The 19,242-nt window shown below is 59.7% G+C and carries 21 protein-coding genes; 9 read left to right on the top strand and 12 right to left on the bottom strand.

Annotated features, from left to right (window positions below):
* Window positions 1-25 precede the first annotated feature (25 nt).
* From AB5Y90_RS18520 to AB5Y90_RS18530, 3 genes are read right to left on the bottom strand one after another with little or no spacing between them, the layout of a single operon-like run.
* The gene (locus AB5Y90_RS18520) at window positions 26-2,839 is read right to left on the bottom strand and encodes a M16 family metallopeptidase (RefSeq protein WP_368167537.1); all 2,814 of its coding nucleotides are present in this window, start codon (window positions 2,837-2,839) and stop codon (window positions 26-28) included.
* A gap of 27 nt (window positions 2,840-2,866) precedes the next feature.
* Entirely contained in the window at window positions 2,867-3,304 is a 438-nt protein-coding gene (locus AB5Y90_RS18525; RefSeq protein WP_005340498.1) for a YqaA family protein, read from the bottom strand.
* Complete coding sequence (locus tag AB5Y90_RS18530; RefSeq protein WP_368167539.1) at window positions 3,301-4,278, bottom strand: NADP-dependent oxidoreductase; 978 nt, start codon at window positions 4,276-4,278, stop codon at window positions 3,301-3,303. The genes AB5Y90_RS18525 and AB5Y90_RS18530 overlap by 4 nt, the downstream gene beginning before the upstream one ends.
* Before the next feature lie 56 nt (window positions 4,279-4,334).
* Here AB5Y90_RS18530 and AB5Y90_RS18535 point away from each other — a divergent pair, with 56 nt between their 5' ends.
* Window positions 4,335-4,502, top strand: a complete 168-nt coding sequence (locus AB5Y90_RS18535) for a hypothetical protein (RefSeq protein WP_005308905.1) — start codon at window positions 4,335-4,337, stop codon at window positions 4,500-4,502.
* Between the two features lie 54 nt (window positions 4,503-4,556).
* Here the strand turns inward: AB5Y90_RS18535 and AB5Y90_RS18540 are convergent, their stop codons facing one another.
* Complete coding sequence (locus AB5Y90_RS18540; protein WP_368167541.1) at window positions 4,557-5,567, bottom strand: Preprotein translocase subunit SecY; 1,011 nt, start codon at window positions 5,565-5,567, stop codon at window positions 4,557-4,559.
* Window positions 5,568-5,822: 255 nt separating this feature from the next.
* On the opposite strand from AB5Y90_RS18540, the gene AB5Y90_RS18545 reads away from it, so the two are divergent.
* Both AB5Y90_RS18545 and AB5Y90_RS18550 read left to right on the top strand, forming a co-directional pair.
* The gene (locus AB5Y90_RS18545; protein ID WP_040067567.1) at window positions 5,823-6,119 is read left to right on the top strand and encodes a hypothetical protein; all 297 of its coding nucleotides are present in this window, start codon (window positions 5,823-5,825) and stop codon (window positions 6,117-6,119) included.
* Between the two features lie 19 nt (window positions 6,120-6,138).
* Window positions 6,139-6,489, top strand: a complete 351-nt coding sequence (locus AB5Y90_RS18550) for a hypothetical protein (RefSeq protein WP_042053367.1) — start codon at window positions 6,139-6,141, stop codon at window positions 6,487-6,489.
* A gap of 51 nt (window positions 6,490-6,540) precedes the next feature.
* Here AB5Y90_RS18550 and AB5Y90_RS18555 read toward each other — a convergent pair whose 3' ends face one another.
* The 4 genes from AB5Y90_RS18555 to rpsF all read right to left on the bottom strand — a co-directional run bounded on the left by AB5Y90_RS18555 (window position 6,541) and on the right by rpsF (window position 8,529).
* Entirely contained in the window at window positions 6,541-7,281 is a 741-nt protein-coding gene (locus AB5Y90_RS18555) for a ferredoxin--NADP reductase (protein WP_368167543.1), read from the bottom strand.
* Window positions 7,282-7,382: 101 nt separating this feature from the next.
* Window positions 7,383-7,829 (bottom strand): 50S ribosomal protein L9, encoded by a 447-nt coding sequence (gene rplI, locus AB5Y90_RS18560; RefSeq protein WP_005340490.1) that lies wholly within the window; start codon window positions 7,827-7,829, stop codon window positions 7,383-7,385.
* A gap of 52 nt (window positions 7,830-7,881) precedes the next feature.
* Window positions 7,882-8,112: a 30S ribosomal protein S18 gene (gene rpsR / locus AB5Y90_RS18565; protein ID WP_005308890.1), complete on the bottom strand. Its 231-nt coding sequence runs from the start codon at window positions 8,110-8,112 to the stop codon at window positions 7,882-7,884.
* A gap of 30 nt (window positions 8,113-8,142) precedes the next feature.
* A complete protein-coding gene (gene rpsF, locus AB5Y90_RS18570) occupies window positions 8,143-8,529 on the bottom strand; it encodes a 30S ribosomal protein S6 (protein ID WP_005308887.1) in 387 nt (128 codons plus the stop codon).
* Window positions 8,530-8,766: 237 nt separating this feature from the next.
* Here rpsF and AB5Y90_RS18575 point away from each other — a divergent pair, with 237 nt between their 5' ends.
* From AB5Y90_RS18575 to AB5Y90_RS18585, 3 genes are all read left to right on the top strand, one after another.
* Window positions 8,767-9,990, top strand: coding sequence for an Nramp family divalent metal transporter (locus AB5Y90_RS18575; RefSeq protein WP_368167545.1), 1,224 nt, complete (start codon window positions 8,767-8,769; stop codon window positions 9,988-9,990).
* 111 nt (window positions 9,991-10,101) lie between these two features.
* Window positions 10,102-10,959, top strand: coding sequence for a hypothetical protein (locus AB5Y90_RS18580; protein ID WP_368167547.1), 858 nt, complete (start codon window positions 10,102-10,104; stop codon window positions 10,957-10,959).
* Window positions 10,960-11,120: 161 nt separating this feature from the next.
* On the top strand, window positions 11,121-11,564 hold the full coding sequence (locus AB5Y90_RS18585; protein WP_368167549.1) for a PACE efflux transporter: 444 nt from the start codon (window positions 11,121-11,123) through the stop codon (window positions 11,562-11,564).
* Window positions 11,565-11,691: 127 nt separating this feature from the next.
* Here AB5Y90_RS18585 and hupA read toward each other — a convergent pair whose 3' ends face one another.
* Window positions 11,692-11,964, bottom strand: a complete 273-nt coding sequence (hupA, locus tag AB5Y90_RS18590; protein WP_005340484.1) for a nucleoid-associated protein HU-alpha — start codon at window positions 11,962-11,964, stop codon at window positions 11,692-11,694.
* 337 nt (window positions 11,965-12,301) lie between these two features.
* On the opposite strand from hupA, the gene AB5Y90_RS18595 reads away from it, so the two are divergent.
* Window positions 12,302-12,784, top strand: coding sequence for an Rsd/AlgQ family anti-sigma factor (locus AB5Y90_RS18595; protein ID WP_005348975.1), 483 nt, complete (start codon window positions 12,302-12,304; stop codon window positions 12,782-12,784).
* Between the two features lie 100 nt (window positions 12,785-12,884).
* Entirely contained in the window at window positions 12,885-13,265 is a 381-nt protein-coding gene (locus AB5Y90_RS18600; RefSeq protein ID WP_005340482.1) for a PilZ domain-containing protein, read from the top strand.
* A gap of 81 nt (window positions 13,266-13,346) precedes the next feature.
* Here AB5Y90_RS18600 and radA read toward each other — a convergent pair whose 3' ends face one another.
* Window positions 13,347-14,714 (bottom strand): DNA repair protein RadA, encoded by a 1,368-nt coding sequence (gene radA / locus AB5Y90_RS18605; RefSeq protein ID WP_005340481.1) that lies wholly within the window; start codon window positions 14,712-14,714, stop codon window positions 13,347-13,349.
* Window positions 14,715-14,814: 100 nt separating this feature from the next.
* Between radA and AB5Y90_RS18610 the strand changes: the two genes are divergently transcribed.
* Entirely contained in the window at window positions 14,815-17,193 is a 2,379-nt protein-coding gene (locus AB5Y90_RS18610; RefSeq protein ID WP_368167550.1) for a PilZ domain-containing protein, read from the top strand.
* Window positions 17,194-17,248: 55 nt separating this feature from the next.
* On the opposite strand, the gene AB5Y90_RS18615 is transcribed toward AB5Y90_RS18610, so the two are convergent.
* Both AB5Y90_RS18615 and serB read right to left on the bottom strand, forming a co-directional pair.
* The gene (locus AB5Y90_RS18615; RefSeq protein WP_021230983.1) at window positions 17,249-18,154 is read right to left on the bottom strand and encodes an alpha/beta fold hydrolase; all 906 of its coding nucleotides are present in this window, start codon (window positions 18,152-18,154) and stop codon (window positions 17,249-17,251) included.
* Window positions 18,155-18,182: 28 nt separating this feature from the next.
* Window positions 18,183-19,193, bottom strand: coding sequence for a phosphoserine phosphatase SerB (gene serB, locus AB5Y90_RS18620; RefSeq protein ID WP_368167552.1), 1,011 nt, complete (start codon window positions 19,191-19,193; stop codon window positions 18,183-18,185).
* Window positions 19,194-19,242 lie beyond the last annotated feature (49 nt).

Consider the following 19,242-nt stretch of genomic DNA (forward strand, 5'->3'; position numbering starts at 1 on the left):
GCTCTTGATTTTTATAAAGCGTCAGTTACGGCAACTGCAGCGGATAGATGGGAAGATGAAGCTCCTTCAGGGGTTTTTCAAGCTTTTGCTTGTCTCCCACCACCACGATCACCATGTCGGCCGGATTGAGCCAACGGGCGGCACTGGCCTTCAGCGCCTCGGGCGACACCGTTTTGATCAGGTTGTTCTGGGCCTGCACATAGTCCGGCTTCAGGTCATACATCACCATCTGCAGCAGGAAGCCCGCCTTCTGGCCGAGGGTCTCGTAGGAGAGGGCATCCTGCTGGGAGACCGCGCTGCGCATATAGGCCAGCTCGACCGGGGTCGGGCCGCTCTTGCGGTAGTTGTCCATCTCCTTGAGGAACTGGCGGATGGCATCCACAGTCGCATCGGCCCGCACATTGGCGCCGGTGGCGAAGGTGCCCACCTCGCGGTTGGCGGAGAAGCCGGAGCTGGCGCCGTAGGTGTAACCCTTGTCTTCCCGCAGGTTGAGGTTGATGCGGCTGTTGAAGTTGCCACCCAGATTGAAGTTCATCAGCCCGGCGGTGAAGTAATCCCCCGTGGTATCGAACGGCATGGCGCGACGACCGATGCGGATCACCGACTGGGGCGCCCCCGGTTTGTCGACCAGATAGATACCCGGCTTGGCCTGCTCACCCTTGAGCTTGAGATCCCCCAGAGTCGGCGTGGCCCCCTTCCACTCGGTCAGGAAGCCAAGTTGCTCCTCGATCTGCTTCTGCTCCACATCACCGACCACCACCACTTTGGCGTTGGTGGGGTTGTAGTAGGCCTGATAGAAGTGCTTCACGTCCGCCAGGGTCAGCTTGGCCACATCGGCCGCTACCCCGTCGGTAGGTTGACCGAGGCGGTTCTGCTTGCCGTAGACCAGCTCGCGGAACGCCTGCCCGGCCAGCCACTCGGGCTGTTGCTGGGCCTGTTGCATCCCCTGCAGCAGCTGTGCCTTGACCCGCTCGAAGTCTGCCTCCCGCATGCCCGGGCGCTCCAGCACCTCGCGCACCAGCGCCAGCGTCTGGGGCAACTTGTCCGCCAGCGAGCTGACGGTGATGAGGTTGTTGTACTGGGCGCTGGAGACATCGATGGAAGATCCCAGCTTTTGCAGCTCGTCGCTCAGCTGAGCCTCGGTCAGGCGCACCGTGCCCTGCCCCATCATGGCAGCGGTCAGATTGGCCAGCCCCAGTTGCCCCTTATCTTCGGCACGAATGCCGCCCGGCAGGGCAATCATGATGGAGACGGCCGGGATCTCGTCACTCTTGGTGCCGATGATCTCGATGTTCTTGTCGAGCTTGCCGTGCCAGATGGCAGGCACCTTGACGCTCACCGCCTCGCTCGCCTTGGGCTGCACGCTGCGATCGAAATTGTCTTTTACCGGTCGTTCGGCCAGCGCTTCGTCATGCTTGCTGTAATCCGGCAGCTCGCGCTTGGCGGGGGTAAAGTTCGGGGTGGCAACCTGCCACTCGGTCTTGCCCTTGGGCACCACGCTCAGCACCACCGCCGGCTTGCCGGCGATGAACTTTTCATAAGCCGCTTTGACCTGCTCCGGGGTTACCTTGCCGATGGCATCCAGCGTCTTGAACACATAGTTGGGATCCTGGGCAAACACCTGACCCATGGCGAGCTGGCTCACCTTGCCGGAGACGCTGTCCAGACCCCAGATGGCGGAAGCGCGGTACTTGGCGATCGCCTTCTCCAGATCTTCCGGCTTGAGGCCACGCTGGGCGAACTCGCCGATCACCTTGTCCACCTCCCCCTTGAGGGTCTTGAGGCTGCCATCCTGCGACGGATTGGGGTAGGCGTAGACGGTCAGGGTACAGGCCAGCTCTTCGCAGTAGTGGGACGCCCCCACATCGATCGCCTTGCCGGTTTTCACCAGCGACTGGTAGAGCATGGAGCTGGCGGAACCGCCCAGCACGTCGGCAAACATGTCGAGTGCCGGCTCCTGCGGGTCACCAAGGGAGACGGTGGGGTAGCTGATATAGAGCAGCGGCAGGTGTACCTTGTCCTGCAGCGTCACGTAACGGGTCTCGGGCAGGGTCACCGGCTTTGGCGTCGGCTCGGCCACGTCCGGGCCGCGCGGGATGGAGCCGAAGTACTTCTCGATCCACTCGAGGGCCTGCTTGCTGTCAAAGTCGCCGCCCAGGGTCAGGGTGGCGTTGTTGGGACCATACCAGCGCAGGAAGAACTGCTTGAGGTCGTTTACATCGACCCGGTCGAGATCTTCCACGTAACCGATGGGCTGCCAGGAGTAGGGGTGAGTACGCGGATAGAGCGCCTCCCCCACCTTCTCGCTCACCAGCCCGTACGGCTGGTTATCGACCCGCTGGGCCCGCTCGTTCTTGACGGTGGCGCGCTGGATCTCGAACTTCTTCTGGCTCACCGCATCGAGCAGGAAGCCCATCCGATCTGCCTCCAGCCAGAGCACTTTTTCCAGCTGGTTGGCCGGCACAGTCTCGTAGTAGTTGGTGCGGTCCTTGTTGGTGGTGCCGTTCATGTCGCCACCGGCCTCGTTGATGATCCGCATATGCTCCTGATCACCGACGTGTTTCGAGCCCTGGAACATCATGTGCTCGAAGAAGTGGGCGAAACCGGACTTGCCGACCGTCTCGCGGGATGAGCCGACGTGATAGGTCACATCGAGGTGCACCAGCGGATCGGAGCGGTCGGGGGCCAGGATCACGGTCAGGCCGTTGTCCAGCTTGTACATCTGGTAGGGGATGGCGAGCTTGCCCTCCTCCTTGCCCTGTTCGGCAATCAGGGTCGGTGCCGCCAGCACCGGCAGGGTGAAGCCCAGCAGAATCGTTAAAGGTATGACTTTGTTCACGGTAACCTCGTGAGTGACAAAAACAGGCTAGAAAATGTGACTGGCCAGCAGAAAAACCAGGGCATAACGGAACAATTTGCCGAGCCCGATCAGAATGAGAGAGCGCCAGAAGGAGAGGCGCAGCCAACCGGCCAACAGACAGAGACCATCACCGACCACCGGCGTCCAGGCAAGCAGCAGACACCAGTGACCATGTTGTTTGAGCCAGCCTAAGGCTTTTTGTTCCCCACGGCCTTGAAAATCTTCCGGTTTTTTCTTGAAGGTGGCGAGCCAGCCGAGCCACCAGGTAGTCATGGAACCGAGGGTATTGCCCAGCGTCGCCCACAGCAGCAGGCTCGCCATGCTCCACTCCCCCTTGGCCGCCATGGCCCCCAGCAGCACTTCGGAGCTACCGGGCAGCAGAGTGGCTGAGGTAAATGCGCTTAAAAAGAGCCACCCCAGCCCCATCTCGGTAATGCCATTCATCCGGGCAGGCCATCAGCCGCAGGCATCCGCAGCAGCAGCTTGCCGCGTACATGGCCCCCTTCGATGGCCTGATGGGCCAGCGCCCCCTCAGCCAGAGCGAACTCACCGGCGAGGGTGACCTTCACCTCCCCCTGACGCAGCAGCATCAACATCTGACCCAGCTGCTTCTGGTCGGGGTGAACCAGCATGCCGACCACCTCGATACCCGCCGCAGCCCCAGCATCCTTGATCAACTGGGCAGTGATGGTGGGTACCGTCACCAAGCGGCCACCCGGCTTGACACAGGCCAACGCCGCCTTGCCGCTCTCGCCGCCTACCAGATCCAGCACCAGATCGACCTGGCCGGCCTCTGCCACCACCCGTGCTGGCCAGTTCGCGTCGTGGTAATCCACCATCCAGCGCGCCCCCAGAGCGTGCAGGAAGCCATGGTTATCGGGGCTGGCGGTGGCCACCACCTCGGCGCCATAAGCGCTGGCAAACTGCACCGCCAGATGGCCGACGCCACCGGCACCGGCGAGGATCAAGACCCGCTGACCGCTCTGGAGGCCGCCGTGCTCAAGCAGCCCCTGCCAGGCGGTGAGACCGGCCAGTGGCAGCGCCGCCCCCTGCTGCAGGCTCACTCCGTCGAGCTTGACCAGCTCGCCTTCGCTTGCCACCACAGACTCCCCGTAGCCACCGGCGGTAAGGGGAAACCCAACCATACCGCACACCCGATCCCCCTCGACCAGCGAGGTCACGCCGGGGCCCACCTTCTCCACCACGCCGGAGATGTCATAACCCGGTGTCCAGGGCAGCTTGTCCTTGTTCTGGGCCGCCGCCCAGCCAAGACCGGCACGGGTTTTGGCATCGATGGGGTTCACCCCCGCAAAGCAGATGCGCACCCGCACTTCGCCATCGGCAGGCACCTTATCGAGGGAAGGGTTGAGCTTGAGTACCGAGGGGTCACCGAATACGGTAATCTGTAGTTGCGTCATTGCACAATCCATCCTGTTGATTGATCAAGGGTCAACAGAATAACAGCGAGGACACCATGGCTCGAATGTTTCTTATTCCTCTGTTGCTGGCACTGGGGTGGTGGGCATTTCTGCTCTACTTCCGCATCCCGCTCAAACAGGGGGCCAAGGGGTTTTACTGGATCATCGGCATCGGTGGCGGACTGGCCGCCTTCCTCAGCCTGATGATGGTGCTGACTCACTGAGTGCCACAGCCACTCGATAACGAAAAAGGCCACCGAGTTCCGGTGGCCTTCTCACTATCCGGGTTGCTGCTCCAGCGCCGGATTGAGGTAGTAGTGACGATTGCTCCCCTGCCCCAGCACCCCTTGCGACAGCAGATGGTGGAACACCCGATCCACCTCCTCCAGCGAGAGTGACAGCGCCTGCGCCACCGAGCGCTTGCTGCACTTTAGCTCACCGCTCACCAGCGCACCGCGCACCTGTGCCAGCACTTCGGGGGCTGGCTCGGGGGGCATCATGGGCTCGGGCTGGGCAGCCATCGCCAACACTGCCTGCGCCTCTCTGCGAGCTTGATCCTGCTGCCAGCGCCACATCCGGCGAAAGCGGTTCTCCTCGCCGATCAGGCTGACGAAGAAGGCACCGAACACGTCGAGCAGCACCGAGAGGAAGCAGACCAGCAGGAACTGCACCTGACTGATGCTCATCCCTACCCCGTCCGCCAGACTGCTCATCAGCCCCAGCATGGAGGATTGTTCGTTGACCGGCCTGGCATCGCGCTGCTGACGCAGCTCATCCTGCTGCAAACGCAGCTTGGTGTTGGCATGCTGCAACGAGGAGACGCCGCTAGAGATACGCTCCAGCTCGATGTATTTGCGGGCTGCCTCCTCGTTGAGCTGGATCTGCCGCTCGATGCTGGCGATCTGCTCGTCGAAACGGGCCAGCTCCCGCTCGTGGCGCGCCTGCTGGCTCAGCACCGTGTTGGTGGCGCTGTTGATGCCACCGATACTGCCGCCGATGGAGATGGCCGCCAGCACGCTGTAGAACAGCAGCGACCAGAAAGCACCACTCAAATCCCGCCGCGCCTTGCGCTCGCCGTACTCGTACCAGACGTAAAACTTGCCCAGCTCGAAGATGATGGCCAAGCCGCCGAACAGCCACTTCATCAGCGGGTTGTCATCGATGGAGAGGAACAGCAGCAGGGAGAAGATAATGGAAGCCAGAATGGCCAACCCGGTGAAACTGTATACCGTCGTCAGAGCGAACCAGCCCTTGGGGTAGCGCTGTGTGGAGGAGTCCTGTGTGGTCATGATGAAGGGGTGTGCTGTGCAGGAAAAGTTGGCTGCCGATTATAGTCGCCAGACTCGCACAGAGAAGGGCAAATGACTGAATTCCTTCAGATTGGCAACCAGCTGCCCAGAGTGCGACCAAAACGGACAAATCGGCAGCAGAAAAGCGATACAATTCCTCCCTGACTTGATCATCTGGTGAGATGAGGTGCGATTCCGCCCGGGTTCAGCCCAGATCCGTACACTCATCCACCGTTGCAATTATCCGAGGCCATCATGAACAGTACGACCACCTTGCTACTCTCCCTTCTTCTGGTTACCGGCGGCGCCGCTGCGACACAGCAATATCCAGAGAGCGGTGGCACCGAATTTTCCGTCGATGAGCTTAAATTCAATCTGGACTGGGATGACAAACAGTTCGGCTGGACCCAGAACGACTGCCTCACTCTGGATATCGGGGAGACCTCCTCCGTCGACTGCAAGGCGGTCAAATTCAATCTGGAAGATGAAGAGAATCGCAACCAGCCACCGAAAACCAACCAGGTCCCAGCCAACTCGCAGAGCGACCAGTAACAACAGGAGTACCCTTGCGATGACCCAAGCTAAACACAACCCCGTTATCCGGCGCGGCGCCCTGCTGCTTTCCCTGCTCATGGCGCACGGCATCGCGGTTGCGGCACCGCCAAGCAAAAATAGCGATGGCATCAAGATCTCCGGTGATGACATCAAGATCAATCTCGACTGGGATGACAAGGAGTACGACTGGTGGCAGGACAACTGTCTGGATCTTGGCATTGGCGACAGCCGGATCAAACTCAACTGCGACAAGATGGATGGCAAGTACCGGGATCACTACAACCGCAGCATCCACAGCGGCAATAACCCGGGACAAGGTCACGACAAACAGAAGGATAAAAACAAGGGTAACGGCAAGAAAAACTGACTGCCGCCTTTGCTTATGCAGCAGGGGCCTTGCGCCCCTGTGCTGATTGTTTTACCAATAATTCTCCGCACTGATATTGCCAGGCGCCCGCCGCAGATTCTTGGCTAACCCCTGCGCCAGCAAGGTCTGCTGGGTCTCTTTCACCATATCCGGATTGCCGCAGATCAGCACCTGACTCAGCTCGGGTGAGAACTCCAACCCCACTCGATCCTGCAGCTGACCATTGGCAATCGCCGCCGGGATCCGCCCTGCCATTGCATCGGGCCAGGGCTCGCGACTGACAAAGGGGACATAGCGGAAGCGCTCGCCATATTGCTCGGCAAAGCTCGCAATCAAATCCTGATAACTCAGCTCCTCGCCTTTACGTACCCCGTGCACCAGCACCAGATTGTCGAAGCGGTTGAAGGCTTCCCCATCGGCCAGCATGGAGAGGAAGGGGCCGATAGCAGTACCGGTCGAGAGCAGCCAGAGATCGCGCCCGGCGGGCACCTCATCCAGCGTCAGAAAGCCGGTGGCCTGGGATTGCACCAGCAAGGTATCGCCCGCTTGCAGCGAGCCGAGCGAGGGAGTCAGCTCACCGCTCGGGATCTCGACCAGATAGAACTCGTGGTATGGCGCAGAGGGGGGATTGACGAAGGAGTAGGCGCGCTGAATGCGGCGATCGCCCTGCTCGAGGGCCAGCTTGGTGAATTGGCCTGCCTTGTAAGGGGCCAGCTCGGCCGCTACCCGCAGGGAGAACAGGGTGGGTGTCCATTCGATGCGTTCGATGACGCGACCTTCTACCCAAGCCATAGGAATCTCCTCCAGTGGAACAGCGCTTCACTCTACCCCCGGGCCGGAAAATAAAAAACCCGCGCAAGTGCGCGGGTTTTCTCTGCAAAAGCGAATCGCTATTACAGGGCAACAACCTGGATCTGTACGGTTGCTTTAACGTCAGCGTGCAGCTGAACAGCAACTTCGTAGTCACCGGTGTTACGCAGAACGTTGCCCATGCGGACTTCGCTCTTGGCAACGGCTACGCCGGCAGCAGTGATGGCTTCAGCCACGTCACGGGTACCGATGGAACCGAACAGCTTGCCTTCGTCGCCAGACTTGGAAGCGATAACCACGGTAGCCAGTTCGGCCAGCTTGGCAGCACGCTCTTCAGCAGCAGCTTTGTTGGCAGCCAGTTTGGCTTCCAGCTCAGCGCGACGAGCACCGAAAGCTTCGATGTTGGCCTTGGTGGCCATAACAGCTTTGCCTTGCGGGATCAGGTAGTTACGGGCATAACCAGATTTCACGGAAACTTGGTCACCCAGACCGCCCAGTTTGGCGATTTTGTCGAGCAGGATAACTTGCATTACCTTTCCTCTATAAATTTCGTTGAGTTAGGCTTAAGTGCCGGGCCGATTCTTACTTGTTGTGCAGATCGGTGTACGGCAGCAGAGCCAGGTAACGAGCACGCTTGATGGCGCGTGCCAGCTGACGCTGATACTTGGCGCGGGTACCGGTGATACGGCTCGGTACGATCTTGCCAGATTCAGTGATGTAGTTTTTCAGAGTAACGATATCTTTGTAGTCGATCTCGGTAACGTTCTCGGCGGTGAAGCGGCAGAACTTACGACGACGGAAATAACGTGCCATGGCCTTTATCCTCTAGTCAGTGATCCAGAATTACTCTTCGGAAGCAGCTTCAGTAGCTTCTTCGCGGCGCTCGTCGTCACGACGGGTGAAGCGCTCTTCTTTGGCCTTGGCCATCGGAGAAACTTCAGTCACGGCGTGCTTGGTGCGCATGATCATGTTGCGGATAACGGCATCGTTGAAGCGGAAGTTGGTTTCCAGCTCATCGATAACGGCTTGCTCTGCTTCTACGTTCATCAGAACGTAGTGGGCTTTGTGCAGTTTGTCGATCGGGTAAGCCAGCTGACGGCGGCCCCAATCTTCCAGGCGATGAATGGTACCACCGGAGGTGGTGATGGCGCCGGTGTAACGCTCGATCATGCCGGGAACTTGCTCGCTCTGGTCCGGATGAACCATGAAGACGATTTCGTAATGACGCATTTTAGCTCCTTACGGATTAATTCAGCCTCCGCCCAGGTGCAGCCAGACCTCGGAGGCAAGGAACATAAAGGTGTTTAGTCGCTGCTTTTCTAGGGCGGCGTATTGTACGAAATCACATCCCTCACTGCAACTGACTGCCTTAAATGTTTTTCCCGATGGAAATCATCAGAAACAACAATTGATAATGATTATCACTTAGATCTATTCTCTCTCCATATCCTTATGGAGGGTGATGCCATGCAACCCGCACTGACGACTACAATTCCACCCCGCAAATTCAAACTGACCCTGCTCGGGCCTGCCTTTATCGCCGCCATCGGCTATATCGACCCGGGCAACTTCGCCACCAATATTCAGGCGGGCTCTACCTTTGGCTACCAACTGCTCTGGGTAGTGGTATGGGCCAACCTGATGGCCATGCTGGTGCAAACCCTCTCGGCCAAACTCGGTATCGTCACCGGCAAGAATCTGGCGGAGCACATCCGCGACCGACTGCCAAAACCGGCGGTCTGGGCCTACTGGGTGCAGGCAGAGATCATCGCCATGGCCACCGATCTCGCCGAATTTATCGGCGCCGCAGTCGGCTTCAAGCTACTGCTTGGCGTGACCTTGCTTGAAGGAGCCTGTATCACCGCCGTGGTGACCTGGGGGATCCTGATGCTGCAGTCCCGTGGTCAGAAACCACTGGAGTTCGTGGTCGGTGGCCTGCTGCTGTTTGTCGCGGCGGCCTACATCGTCGAGCTGATCTTCTCCCGCCCCCATCTGCCCAGCCTGCTGGAGGGGGCCCTCTTCCCCGGTCTGCCCAATAGCGATGCAGTCTATCTGGCCGCCGGTGTGCTCGGTGCCACCGTGATGCCCCATGTTATCTATCTGCACTCGGCACTGACCCAGCACACGCAGGATCAAGGCTCGGTCAGCCAGCGGCTGCACACCACCCGGGTCGATGTGGCGATTGCCATGACTATCGCCGGCTTCGTCAATCTGACGATGATGGCGATGGCGGCCGCCGCGTTCCACAGCTCGGGCCACCAGCAGGTGGCGGAGCTGGAATCCGCCTATCAGACCCTCACTCCGCTGCTGGGTCAGGCTGCGGCCACCCTGTTTGGCCTCTCGCTGGTCGCCTCCGGCATCAGCTCTACCGTGGTGGGCACGTTGGCCGGGCAAGTGGTGATGCAGGGCTTTGTCCGCTTTACCATCCCGCTCTGGTTGCGTCGCGCCATCACCATGGCTCCCGCCTTCGTGGTGATCGCCATGGGGCTCAACACCACCGAAATTCTGGTACTGAGTCAGGTGATACTGAGTTTTGGCATCGCGCTGGCCCTGATCCCGCTGTTGATGCTGACCGGCGATCGGGCGCTGATGGGGCAACATCGCAACCACCCCGTCACCCAGGCGGTAGGCCGCCTTATCGTTGCGCTGGTGATTGGCCTCAACGCCTATCTGCTGGTCGCCATGATCTAGCGAACCGTAAAACCGAGAAGAGAGGCTCATTAACTCTGGTTAATGAGCCTCTTCGCACTTTGGCGTATGCTGCCGCTTTCTCTTCTCATTTATCGTTGCGGGAGCCTTGCCATGGAACACACCCGAGCCAGCTTCGTGCTGGGCCATCATCAGGAGCAGGCCAGCGTGGTCTGCTGCCAGCGTGGCGACACCACACTGCTGGTCACCGACCTCACCCCCTTTCATCCCCAGAGCCACCTCTGGCCCGATCAGCCGGGGGATGTGGGCCATGTTCGCTGGGAAGGGGGCGAAGCAACCATTGGCCCTTGCCGAATGGGGGCCATCAGCCCGGATGGCGAGCTGTTCGTCGATACTGCCATTCCGGTCAAGCGGGGCGCAGAGGGGTGGAGTTTCGTGGTGGTCCACCCGCTGACCGGTGACCATGAGCTGGCCGTTGGCAGCCAGGTCGAATTACAAGTAGATAGCGCTGCCCGCCACGCCCTGAGTCTGGGCCATAGCGGCTGCCATCTGGCGGCACTAGCCCTCAACCGGGTACTCATCCCCTACTGGCGCAAGGAGGTAAGCGAGCGCGATGCACTGGACCAGCCCGACTTCGATCGTCTGGCTATTCAAAGCTCGCGGGTCGAGCCTTGCGGATCACGGGAGCAGTACCGCATCGGCAAGAGCCTGCGCAAGAAGGGGGTCAACAGCGAGGCGCTGCTAGCAGATCTGGCGTTGATTGAAGAGAAGGTCAACCAGCAACTGGCCGACTGGATCGCAGCCGGAGGCGAGATCCGCCGTAGCCGCGCTGGCGAGGCGATCATCGATTCCCGTTACTGGCACTGCATGCTGGAAGGCCAGGAGGTGACCATTCCCTGTGGTGGCACTCATGTTGCCTCGCTCGCCGAGTTGGGGGAGGTCAAGGTAGAGCTCACCCAAGTGGAAGAGGGCTTTGCCATGCTGACACGGGTCACGCCAACCGGCGCCTGAGTCGCAGACTTGACCACTCAGGGCTAACGCCCAAATTGGCAATAGAGAAGTATCGCAAAGAGGGGCATCATCATGCCCCTCAACGCCAGTCACGACGGGCCGATGCTTCTCTTTTAACCACTCCCTGATTAGAATGCGCCTCCCACAGGAGGCATATCCCCATGAGTAGTACTCAACTTCGCACCACCCCTGATCGACTTCGTTATCTGGTTCTCTACGAAGGCATCGGGCTGGCACTGGTCGCACCGCTGATCAGCCAGCTGTTCGGTCAGGGCGTCGCCGAGGTCGGTTCGCTGGCCATCTTCTTCTCCATCGTCGCCACTGCCTGGACCTACGGCTGGAACCTGTTCTTCGACAAGGGGTTGCTCAAACTGTGCGGGCGCACCAACAAACGACCACTGGACCGCTTCCTGCACGCGTTTGGCTATGAGGCGAGCTTTATGATGCTCTCCCTCCCCTGCGTCATGTTCTGGCTCGATTTGGGAGTGTGGGACGCCCTGATGCTGGATCTCGGCTTCGTCGCCTTCTACCTCGTCTACATCATGGTCTTTACCTGGGCCTATGAGCGGATCTGGCCGCTGCCATCCAACCCGCAAACGGCATAAGGCCTCAGCCGCAACGAGGCTGACAGAAGGAAAAGTCAGGAAGGACTAATAGGAAGGATGGGAGAATCTCATACAAACAATGCCAGTCAGCAAGCTGACTGGCATTGGACAAAACAGACTTTCGGACTTACTTGACGGCGTCTTTCAGAGCCTTGCCAGCCACGAATGAAGGCACGTTGGCAGCAGCAATCTGGATCTCTTTACCAGTTTGCGGGTTACGACCGGTGCGGCCTGCGCGGTGGGTGACCTTGAAGGTGCCAAAACCGACCAGTTGCACAGCATCGCCTTCTTTCAAGCTCTGGGTAATACCATTGATGATCTCTTCCAGAGCCACTTTGGCCTGAGCTTTGCTCAGATCTGCTTTGGCGGCAATCGCATCGACAAGTTGAGCTTTGTTCATAACATTTCCTTTATGATCGGGCATTTAGCGCTGGGTCACTCTATGCAAAAAAAAACGCACAGGCAAAGCCTTTATCGAGCCGAACGCGTCAAACGCTGGGGTTTTCATCAAGATCTGCGGAAATAGTCACATTCCACACGCGAAAAACCGTGAGCAGGCCTGAAACCTGCTAGCACGCAGACACAATCCACTGACTATTTCTTCGCCACTTAACATTATCCCCCCATGGCTATTGACGCTTGCCCAGATTTTCCCTAGTTATAGGTTGTGTCACTGCTCAAACGGCTCGGAATACCGAACAATCGGCCAGCCTTTGCCCCACGGAGGGATAGGGATTATGTTGACGAAACTGGAACAGACCAAGCAGGCGCTGGCAGGCAAGCATAAGGCTATCGACGACTGGCTGGATGCAAGGCAAGCGTTGCTGGTTGGATACATGCAGCTGGCAGGCCTTACTCCGGCGCGGACCAAGCAACGCAGCCTGCCCAAAACAGAAGAGCTGCATCAGTTTTGCGACCGCCTGGTCGACTATGTCAGTGCAGGCCATTTCGAAATCTACCACCACGTCGTCACCGCCTTCGAGCAAGCCAGCGGCGAAACACTGGAGCTGGCCAAGCGCATCTATCCCCATATTCGTAACAGCACTGAATTCGCCCTCGAGTTCAACGACAAATACAGTGATGCCGACGAGGCCCAATTGCTGCTACTGGATGATGATCTCAACGAGTTAGGTCCGGTTCTGGAAGAGCGGTTCAAACAGGAGGACCGCCTGGTCAAGGCGCTTCATGTGGTGGAATCCTTGAGTACCCAGCAAGCCTGAATGCCATTTTCGGAGCAAGTTCAAGATACTGGCAACCAAGGTGGATTACACTCAGAGCAATGACCCTAGCGTCCACACTTATTGCATACAGGAGATGAGCATGTCTGAGCGCCGCCGTTTTGCACGGATCCTCTACTTGACCATGGCAGAACTCACCCAGGGGGAACAGAAGTGGCAGACCCAGCTTGTCGACGTCTCCTTGCAGGGAGCCCTGCTGATCCGCCCCGACGACTGGGAGAGTCGTGACAACAAGGAGTACCAGCTCAGCTTTATCCTGAGCGGTAGCGATATCGAGATCAAAATGCAGGTCGAGCTGACCCACGAAGCCAGCAAGAAACTGGGTTTCTACTGCCACCACATCGATATCGACAGTGCCACCCATCTCAAGCGGATGATCGAGCTTAACGTCGGCGACGAAGAGCTGCTCCACCGCGAGCTGGAACAACTGCTGAGCGAGCATCTGGAACACAGCCAGCCCTGATGGCAGGTTCCAGCCCATAAAAAAGAGCGCCGAGGCGCTCTTTTTTCGTTGTGCGGTTGTCTCGATTGCAATGCTGAGGGATTACAGCGCCTCGAGTGCCTCTGACAGCTTCTTGACCGGCACCACTTCCATCCCTTCGATGGGATGCTTGGGGGCATTGGCGTGCGGCACGATGGCACGACGAAAACCGTGTTTGGCCGCCTCCTGCAACCGCTCCTGGCCAGACGGCACAGGGCGAATTTCACCGGAAAGGCCCACTTCGCCGAACACCACCAGATCCTTGGGCAGCGCCTGATCCCGGAAGCTGGAGACCATCGCCAGCAGCAGCGCCAAGTCCGCACTGGTCTCCTCGACCTTGACCCCGCCGACCACGTTGATGAAGACATCCTGATCCGCCATCTGCAACCCGCCGTGACGGTGCAGCACCGCCAGCAACATGGCGAGCCGGTTGTGATCCATCCCCACCGCCACCCGCCGCGGGTTGGAGAGCTGGGAGTAGTCCACCAGCGCCTGCAACTCCACCAGCAGCGGCCGGGTGCCCTCCCAGATCACCATGACGATGGAACCGGGCGCCTGCTCCTGCCCCCGGCTGAGGAAGATGGCGGAGGGGTTGCTCACCTCGCGCATCCCCTGTTCGGTCATGGCAAAGACCCCCAGCTCGTTGACCGCACCGAAGCGGTTCTTGTGGGAGCGCAGAGTCCGAAAACGGGAGTCATGACCGCCATCGAGCAGCACAGAGCAGTCGATGCAGTGCTCCAGCACCTTGGGACCCGCCAGACTGCCATCCTTGGTCACATGGCCCACCATGAAGATGGCCACATGATTCTGTTTGGCATAGCGGGTCAGCAGCGCCGCCGCTTCACGCACCTGAGAGACAGAACCGGGGGACGATTGCACATCCGCCACATGCATCACCTGAATGGAGTCAATCACCATGATCTGCGGCTGCTCCTGCTGGGCAATCAGGCAGATCTGCTCGACGCTGGTCTCGGAGAGCATCCGCAGCTTGTCGGTGGGCAGCCCAAGGCGGTTGGCCCGCATCGCCACCTGCTGCAGCGACTCCTCACCAGTGACATAGAGGGTTTTCATCCGTTCAGCGAGACCACACATGGTTTGCAGCAGCAAGGTCGACTTGCCCGCCCCCGGGTTGCCGCCGATAAGGATGGCAGAGCCGGGCACCACACCGCCACCAAGTACCCGATCCAGCTCCTTGAAACCTGAGGTAAAACGGGGAATTTCGGTGGTGGCGATCTCTGCCAGTGTCTGTACCTGACTGCCGACCGCGCCGGCATAACCGGTGTAACGGGCACTCTTGCCAGCGGGACTCACCGAACCGAGGCGCACCTCGGTAATGGTATTCCACTCCTTGCACTCGCTGCATTGACCTTGCCAGCGTGTGAAGTCGGCACCACATTCGGAACAAACATAAGCAGTTTTATTTTTGGCCATTGATAACTCGGGGACAGGATGAATTCCTGCTTGATATACTTGTTTGCGACCGACAGATCAAACCCAGAATCGGAAAAGTGACTTTCCGTGGCAGGAACAAATGGATTCAGAACACCAGCAACATCTGATTGAACAACTCGTCCCCTTGCTGCGGGAGAAAGATTTCGAGGAGATCTTCAACCGTATGACACAGGAGGAAAACAGCAACAGCCGTTTTCTGATCAAGATGGAGCTCAAGCGCAAGTGCTCCCCCTGCCGCAGGGTCATCGACATGCGCGATGAGCTGGAGGATGAGTGCCTGGTACATGAGTTCGACGGCATCACTCACTTCATGCCCGCCGATGCGATTGCCCTGTTCCAGTCCCAGTGCTATCTCTACCGCGATATCTATACCCTCGGTGTCTACGAGGCGCTGCAACAGTGGCAAAAACAGCACCACAACGCCCGCGTGGATGGTCAGCTGTCTCCGCCGGCCAGCCCCTTCCGGCAATATGATGTCAACACCATTGCCTTTGCCAGCTACTACGGCCGCCGTCAGGAGCGGATGCACTTCAGCTCGCCAGTGCTGATCAAGTTCCAGGATGGTGAGAAGCTGTTCGCCAAGAGTTCCGATCTCTCGCTGGGTGGCATGCGGGTCTCGGTTCCCTATCTGCCGAACTATCACACCGGCGCCCAGGTGGAGGTCTTCTTTACCGGACTGGAGCGGGACACCCCTAATCCGGTGCTGCACCAGCCGGTCGGCTATCAGATCCTTGGCGAAGAGAGCAAAGAGGGGAAATACTGGCTGCGACTGGTGCGCTCCGGCGAACAGCCCGCCTTCGATGCCTTCCTCAGCGACTTTATCGATGCCAACAAGATCCGCTATCGGGTCAGCGTCGACTATCTGCTCTCCGCCGCCATCATCAAGGGGTATGAGCAGTTCTACCTGCCGCGGATGACCGGCATGCCGCTCTTCTTCGGCACCGGCGACAGCCCCAATCTCGAGATTGCCCTGCGTACCGAGAACAACCAGCACCTGCTGGAGTATTGGCGCGATGAGAAAAACCGCGATGCCCTCGCGGGGCTTTTTAGCGCAGAGCGGATGAAACGGCTCTGCCCGACCCCCGGCACCACCACCGAGACCATCATCTACTGCTTTACCCACACGGTGCGCAGCCACATCTACTTCTTCTCCGCCACCGCCGAGGAGCTGCGCCAGAGTGGCCTCACCGCCCTCTTCTTCCAGGTAGGCTCGCGCCGCCCCAGCTGGCGAGTCTACAAGTTCACGCTGGAGGCGTGCGATCTGGTCGAGGCGGATGTGGGGCAACTGCAGGGGCAGGACAACCCGCAGTTGCAAGACATCCTGCTGCTCGAGCGGCTCAAGCAGGTCGGCTACTGCGGCCTGCTGCAGGAGATTGGCCTGGAGTCACAGCGAGAAGAGTTCCATCAGGAAGGGGTCAGCAACAACGCCAACGAGCTGCAACGCTTTGGTCACGAGCAGGGGGTTGCCCCGTTCGAGATCGAGACCCTGCACTATGTTCAGCTGCGCAAGGAGTCGCGCTACATCCACAAGACCGCGGTCGCCATCCATCACAACGGCAAATCCTGGATCGGCTGGACCCGCGACATCTCGACTCACGGCCTGCAAATCGAGCTGGAAGATGCCTTTATCGGCGAGAAGAACGATGTGGTGACCATCGCCCTGCCCCGCTTGCAGGAGCTCTCCAAGAGCATGGATCTGCAGCGCCTCTCCTACCGGCTGGTCAGTCTCAACATGACCCGCACCGTGCTGCACCTCTGCATCGAAGGGGATTCGGATCGCCATACCGGCCGCCAATTCTTCAGCCTGCTGATCGAGAGCAACCAGAACAAGCTCAAGGCGGCGCAGGAGCAGCGCCGCTATCGCGGGCTGGCGCGGGCCCTGCGCAACATCTATACCCACCACCTGTTCAACTCACCGGTCTACGTCAACAAGCTGAAAGGCGCGCCCAAACCGGCATCCATCGGCAAATCCCTGCAACCGCGCAGTCTGCAGCGGCTGCTGCAAGCCTGTGCTGAGCTGCCGGAGCAGGAGAACCTCTACCCGCTGTTTCAGGGGGAGTTGCTCAAGGAGCTACTGATGAACCCGCTGCGTGCCATCGAGCGGGAGGACAAACCGAGAGAAGACGAGGTCTATATCGCCAGCATCCAGACCAAGGCCGGCCTGCCCATCTTCAGCAGCCGACTGGCCAGCAGCTTTGCCAACGTCAAAGAGAAGCGTCAGTTCATCGAGCTAGCGCAGCAACAGGGGGAGTTCTACTCGGTGCTGGTCGGCATCTCCCGGACCGGACGGCCCGACACCAACTTCATCGCCAACGAGTTGGACTACATCGCCAAGTTCGCCATCCACAAGGCGCGCAAGCTGGAAGAGGAGCTGTGGAGCGTGGTGGGGGTAGGAGAACTGACCGATACCACCCAGGCCACCCTGTTCCGCTTTGGCATCACGCCGCCACTGAACTGATGATCCGGAAACAGACAGAAATGAAACAGGGCGCTCGAGGCGCCCTGTTTTTTTGTCATGCCGCCTGTGGGTTGAGCAGCCAGTCGAGGATCTGGGGAAAGTGATCCTCCTGCGCCTGCGGGGCGGTCAGCATATTGATGTGGTCATAATCGAGGCGGTTGCCGTTATCCCGCCCTAATCGGGTGTGACGCGTGGCCGATCCCATCTCGTCGCTGAAACGGCGCACATCGGTCGGGTGACCCAGCACCTTGTCCGCTTTGGCCGAGATCATCCAGAGCGGTGGCCAGTTGACCCGTGCCGCCGCCTCGTCATAGGCAAAACCGTCGTGAGGATCCTGCCAGGGGCCGCACTTGACCCAGGGGATGGTCTCCTGCAGATAGCGCAGCGGCTCGTCGTCAGCACCGATCTTCAGAGTGCGAGCCGCCAGAAAACCACGGCGGCGGGCCAGCCAGGGGGCCAGCCGATTCCAGATCAGATCCACCTTCAGCCAGCGCTCGGGATTGTGCACCGACACACCGCGCTTGGTGCCAAAAAACAGCAGGCTGGCCACCTGATCCGCCAGCTCGGGGAAGCGCACCAGGGTCGAGGCCATGATGACACCGCCCCAGGAGTGGGCCACCCAGTGCACCTTGAAGCCATGATGGCGCTCTGCAATCCAGCGCTGCAGGGCGGGCAGATCCTCGGTGATCAGCTCATGCTGGCCGTGCTCTGCCTGCTCGGCGATGGCAGGAGTGCTGAGCCCCCGCCCCCGCAAATCAGCCACATAAACCTGATAGCCGTGGCGGGCCAGAAAGCAGGCCAGCCCCTTGCCCGATTCGGTATAGAAGATCCGCCCGTTCTCGATGGCGCCGTGCACCATCAGGATCGGCTCGCCATGCACGGCGACCCGGGGTTTGATGTGGCGAACATGCAATTGATGGCCACCACAGGGGATAAACAGAGACTGCTGCAACAATTCCATTTTTATTGGTTTCCTCCTTGAAACACTGTCAGCGCTTGTCCCAACGCTGCTCGCTGCAGGCCCGCGCCGCCAGCAGGCAGATCACCCCCTCCAGATCGTGATGATTGAGGGTGGCCGCCGCCTGCGCCCGCACCAGCGGCTTGGCGTGAATGGCGATGCCAAGACCCGCGACCCCCATCATTTTGAGATCGTTGGCACCATCGCCGATGGCCACGGTCTGGTCGGCAGCAATGCCGTACTCCTGAGCAAGCTGCTGCAACACCTCGGCCTTGACGCTGGCATCGACGATGCGCCCACTCACCTTGCCGGTCAGCTGGCCCCCCTCCACCGCCAGCTCGTTGGCGAAGATGGCATCGAGCCCCAGCTCGCGCTGCAACTGGCCAGCAAAACGGGTAAAACCACCGGAGGCGATGGCCACCTTCCAACCCGCCCCTTTGAGGGTATCGACCATCAGCTGCAAGCCCGGCATCCAGGGCATCCATGCCGCCACCTCGTCGAGGATGGCGACCGGCGCCCCCTCAAGCAGCGCGACCCGATTACGCAGACTGTCGGCAAACTCCAGCTTGCCCTGCATCGCCGCGGCCGTCACTGCCGCTACCTGCTCGCCAACCCCGGCAAGCCGGGCAATCTCGTCGATGCACTCGATGCGGATCGCGGTGGAGTCCATGTCCATCACCAGCAGGCCGGGCTCGTTCAGGGTCGGTAGCGCGGGCAGATGGCAGAGATCGATCTCCCACTCACCGCTCTTGAGCTCGGCCACCAACTCGGAAGAGAAGCGATCGCAGCCAAGCAGCAGCAACGGCACGCCCGCCACCTCGGTGGGAGGATAGAGGGTGGCCGCCAACCCCTGTGCAGCCAACAAAGGTGACAGACACGCCAGATGGGAGGCGCCCAGCCCCTTGCCAAATAGCACCAACCAGCCGCCCGTCTGCGGAGTCTCTGTCGGTTGCAACGCATCTGCGCTGAGCTGCCAACAGGGTGAGCCGGACAACAACGCGGGCCAATCGGATAACAGAGGGGGGAGCCGGGACAACAACATAAGGGATACGCCTTCCTTGGTGATCAGGGGGTTAACAATGCTGGCCCAG

This window comes from Aeromonas sp. R4-1 (assembly GCF_040908325.1).
GTDB classification, from domain to species: domain Bacteria; phylum Pseudomonadota; class Gammaproteobacteria; order Enterobacterales; family Aeromonadaceae; genus Aeromonas; species Aeromonas veronii.

Bases quoted from the DNA above. Each gene is read 5' to 3' on its own strand.
- AB5Y90_RS18525 (WP_005340498.1), bottom strand. From the start codon at position 3,304: ATGAATGGCATTACCGAGATGGGGCTGGGGTGGCTCTTTTTAAGCGCA.
- AB5Y90_RS18530 (WP_368167539.1), bottom strand. From the start codon at position 4,278: ATGACGCAACTACAGATTACCGTATTCGGTGACCCCTCGGTACTCAAG.
- AB5Y90_RS18535 (WP_005308905.1), top strand. From the start codon at position 4,335: ATGGCTCGAATGTTTCTTATTCCTCTGTTGCTGGCACTGGGGTGGTGG.
- AB5Y90_RS18540 (WP_368167541.1), bottom strand. From the start codon at position 5,567: ATGACCACACAGGACTCCTCCACACAGCGCTACCCCAAGGGCTGGTTC.
- AB5Y90_RS18545 (WP_040067567.1), top strand. From the start codon at position 5,823: ATGAACAGTACGACCACCTTGCTACTCTCCCTTCTTCTGGTTACCGGC.
- AB5Y90_RS18550 (WP_042053367.1), top strand. From the start codon at position 6,139: ATGACCCAAGCTAAACACAACCCCGTTATCCGGCGCGGCGCCCTGCTG.
- AB5Y90_RS18555 (WP_368167543.1), bottom strand. From the start codon at position 7,281: ATGGCTTGGGTAGAAGGTCGCGTCATCGAACGCATCGAATGGACACCC.
- rplI (WP_005340490.1), bottom strand. From the start codon at position 7,829: ATGCAAGTTATCCTGCTCGACAAAATCGCCAAACTGGGCGGTCTGGGT.
- rpsR (WP_005308890.1), bottom strand. From the start codon at position 8,112: ATGGCACGTTATTTCCGTCGTCGTAAGTTCTGCCGCTTCACCGCCGAG.
- rpsF (WP_005308887.1), bottom strand. From the start codon at position 8,529: ATGCGTCATTACGAAATCGTCTTCATGGTTCATCCGGACCAGAGCGAG.
- AB5Y90_RS18575 (WP_368167545.1), top strand. From the start codon at position 8,767: ATGCAACCCGCACTGACGACTACAATTCCACCCCGCAAATTCAAACTG.
- AB5Y90_RS18580 (WP_368167547.1), top strand. From the start codon at position 10,102: ATGGAACACACCCGAGCCAGCTTCGTGCTGGGCCATCATCAGGAGCAG.
- AB5Y90_RS18585 (WP_368167549.1), top strand. From the start codon at position 11,121: ATGAGTAGTACTCAACTTCGCACCACCCCTGATCGACTTCGTTATCTG.
- hupA (WP_005340484.1), bottom strand. From the start codon at position 11,964: ATGAACAAAGCTCAACTTGTCGATGCGATTGCCGCCAAAGCAGATCTG.
- AB5Y90_RS18595 (WP_005348975.1), top strand. From the start codon at position 12,302: ATGTTGACGAAACTGGAACAGACCAAGCAGGCGCTGGCAGGCAAGCAT.
- AB5Y90_RS18600 (WP_005340482.1), top strand. From the start codon at position 12,885: ATGTCTGAGCGCCGCCGTTTTGCACGGATCCTCTACTTGACCATGGCA.
- radA (WP_005340481.1), bottom strand. From the start codon at position 14,714: ATGGCCAAAAATAAAACTGCTTATGTTTGTTCCGAATGTGGTGCCGAC.
- AB5Y90_RS18610 (WP_368167550.1), top strand. From the start codon at position 14,815: ATGGATTCAGAACACCAGCAACATCTGATTGAACAACTCGTCCCCTTG.
- AB5Y90_RS18615 (WP_021230983.1), bottom strand. From the start codon at position 18,154: ATGGAATTGTTGCAGCAGTCTCTGTTTATCCCCTGTGGTGGCCATCAA.
- serB (WP_368167552.1), bottom strand. From the start codon at position 19,193: ATGTTGTTGTCCCGGCTCCCCCCTCTGTTATCCGATTGGCCCGCGTTG.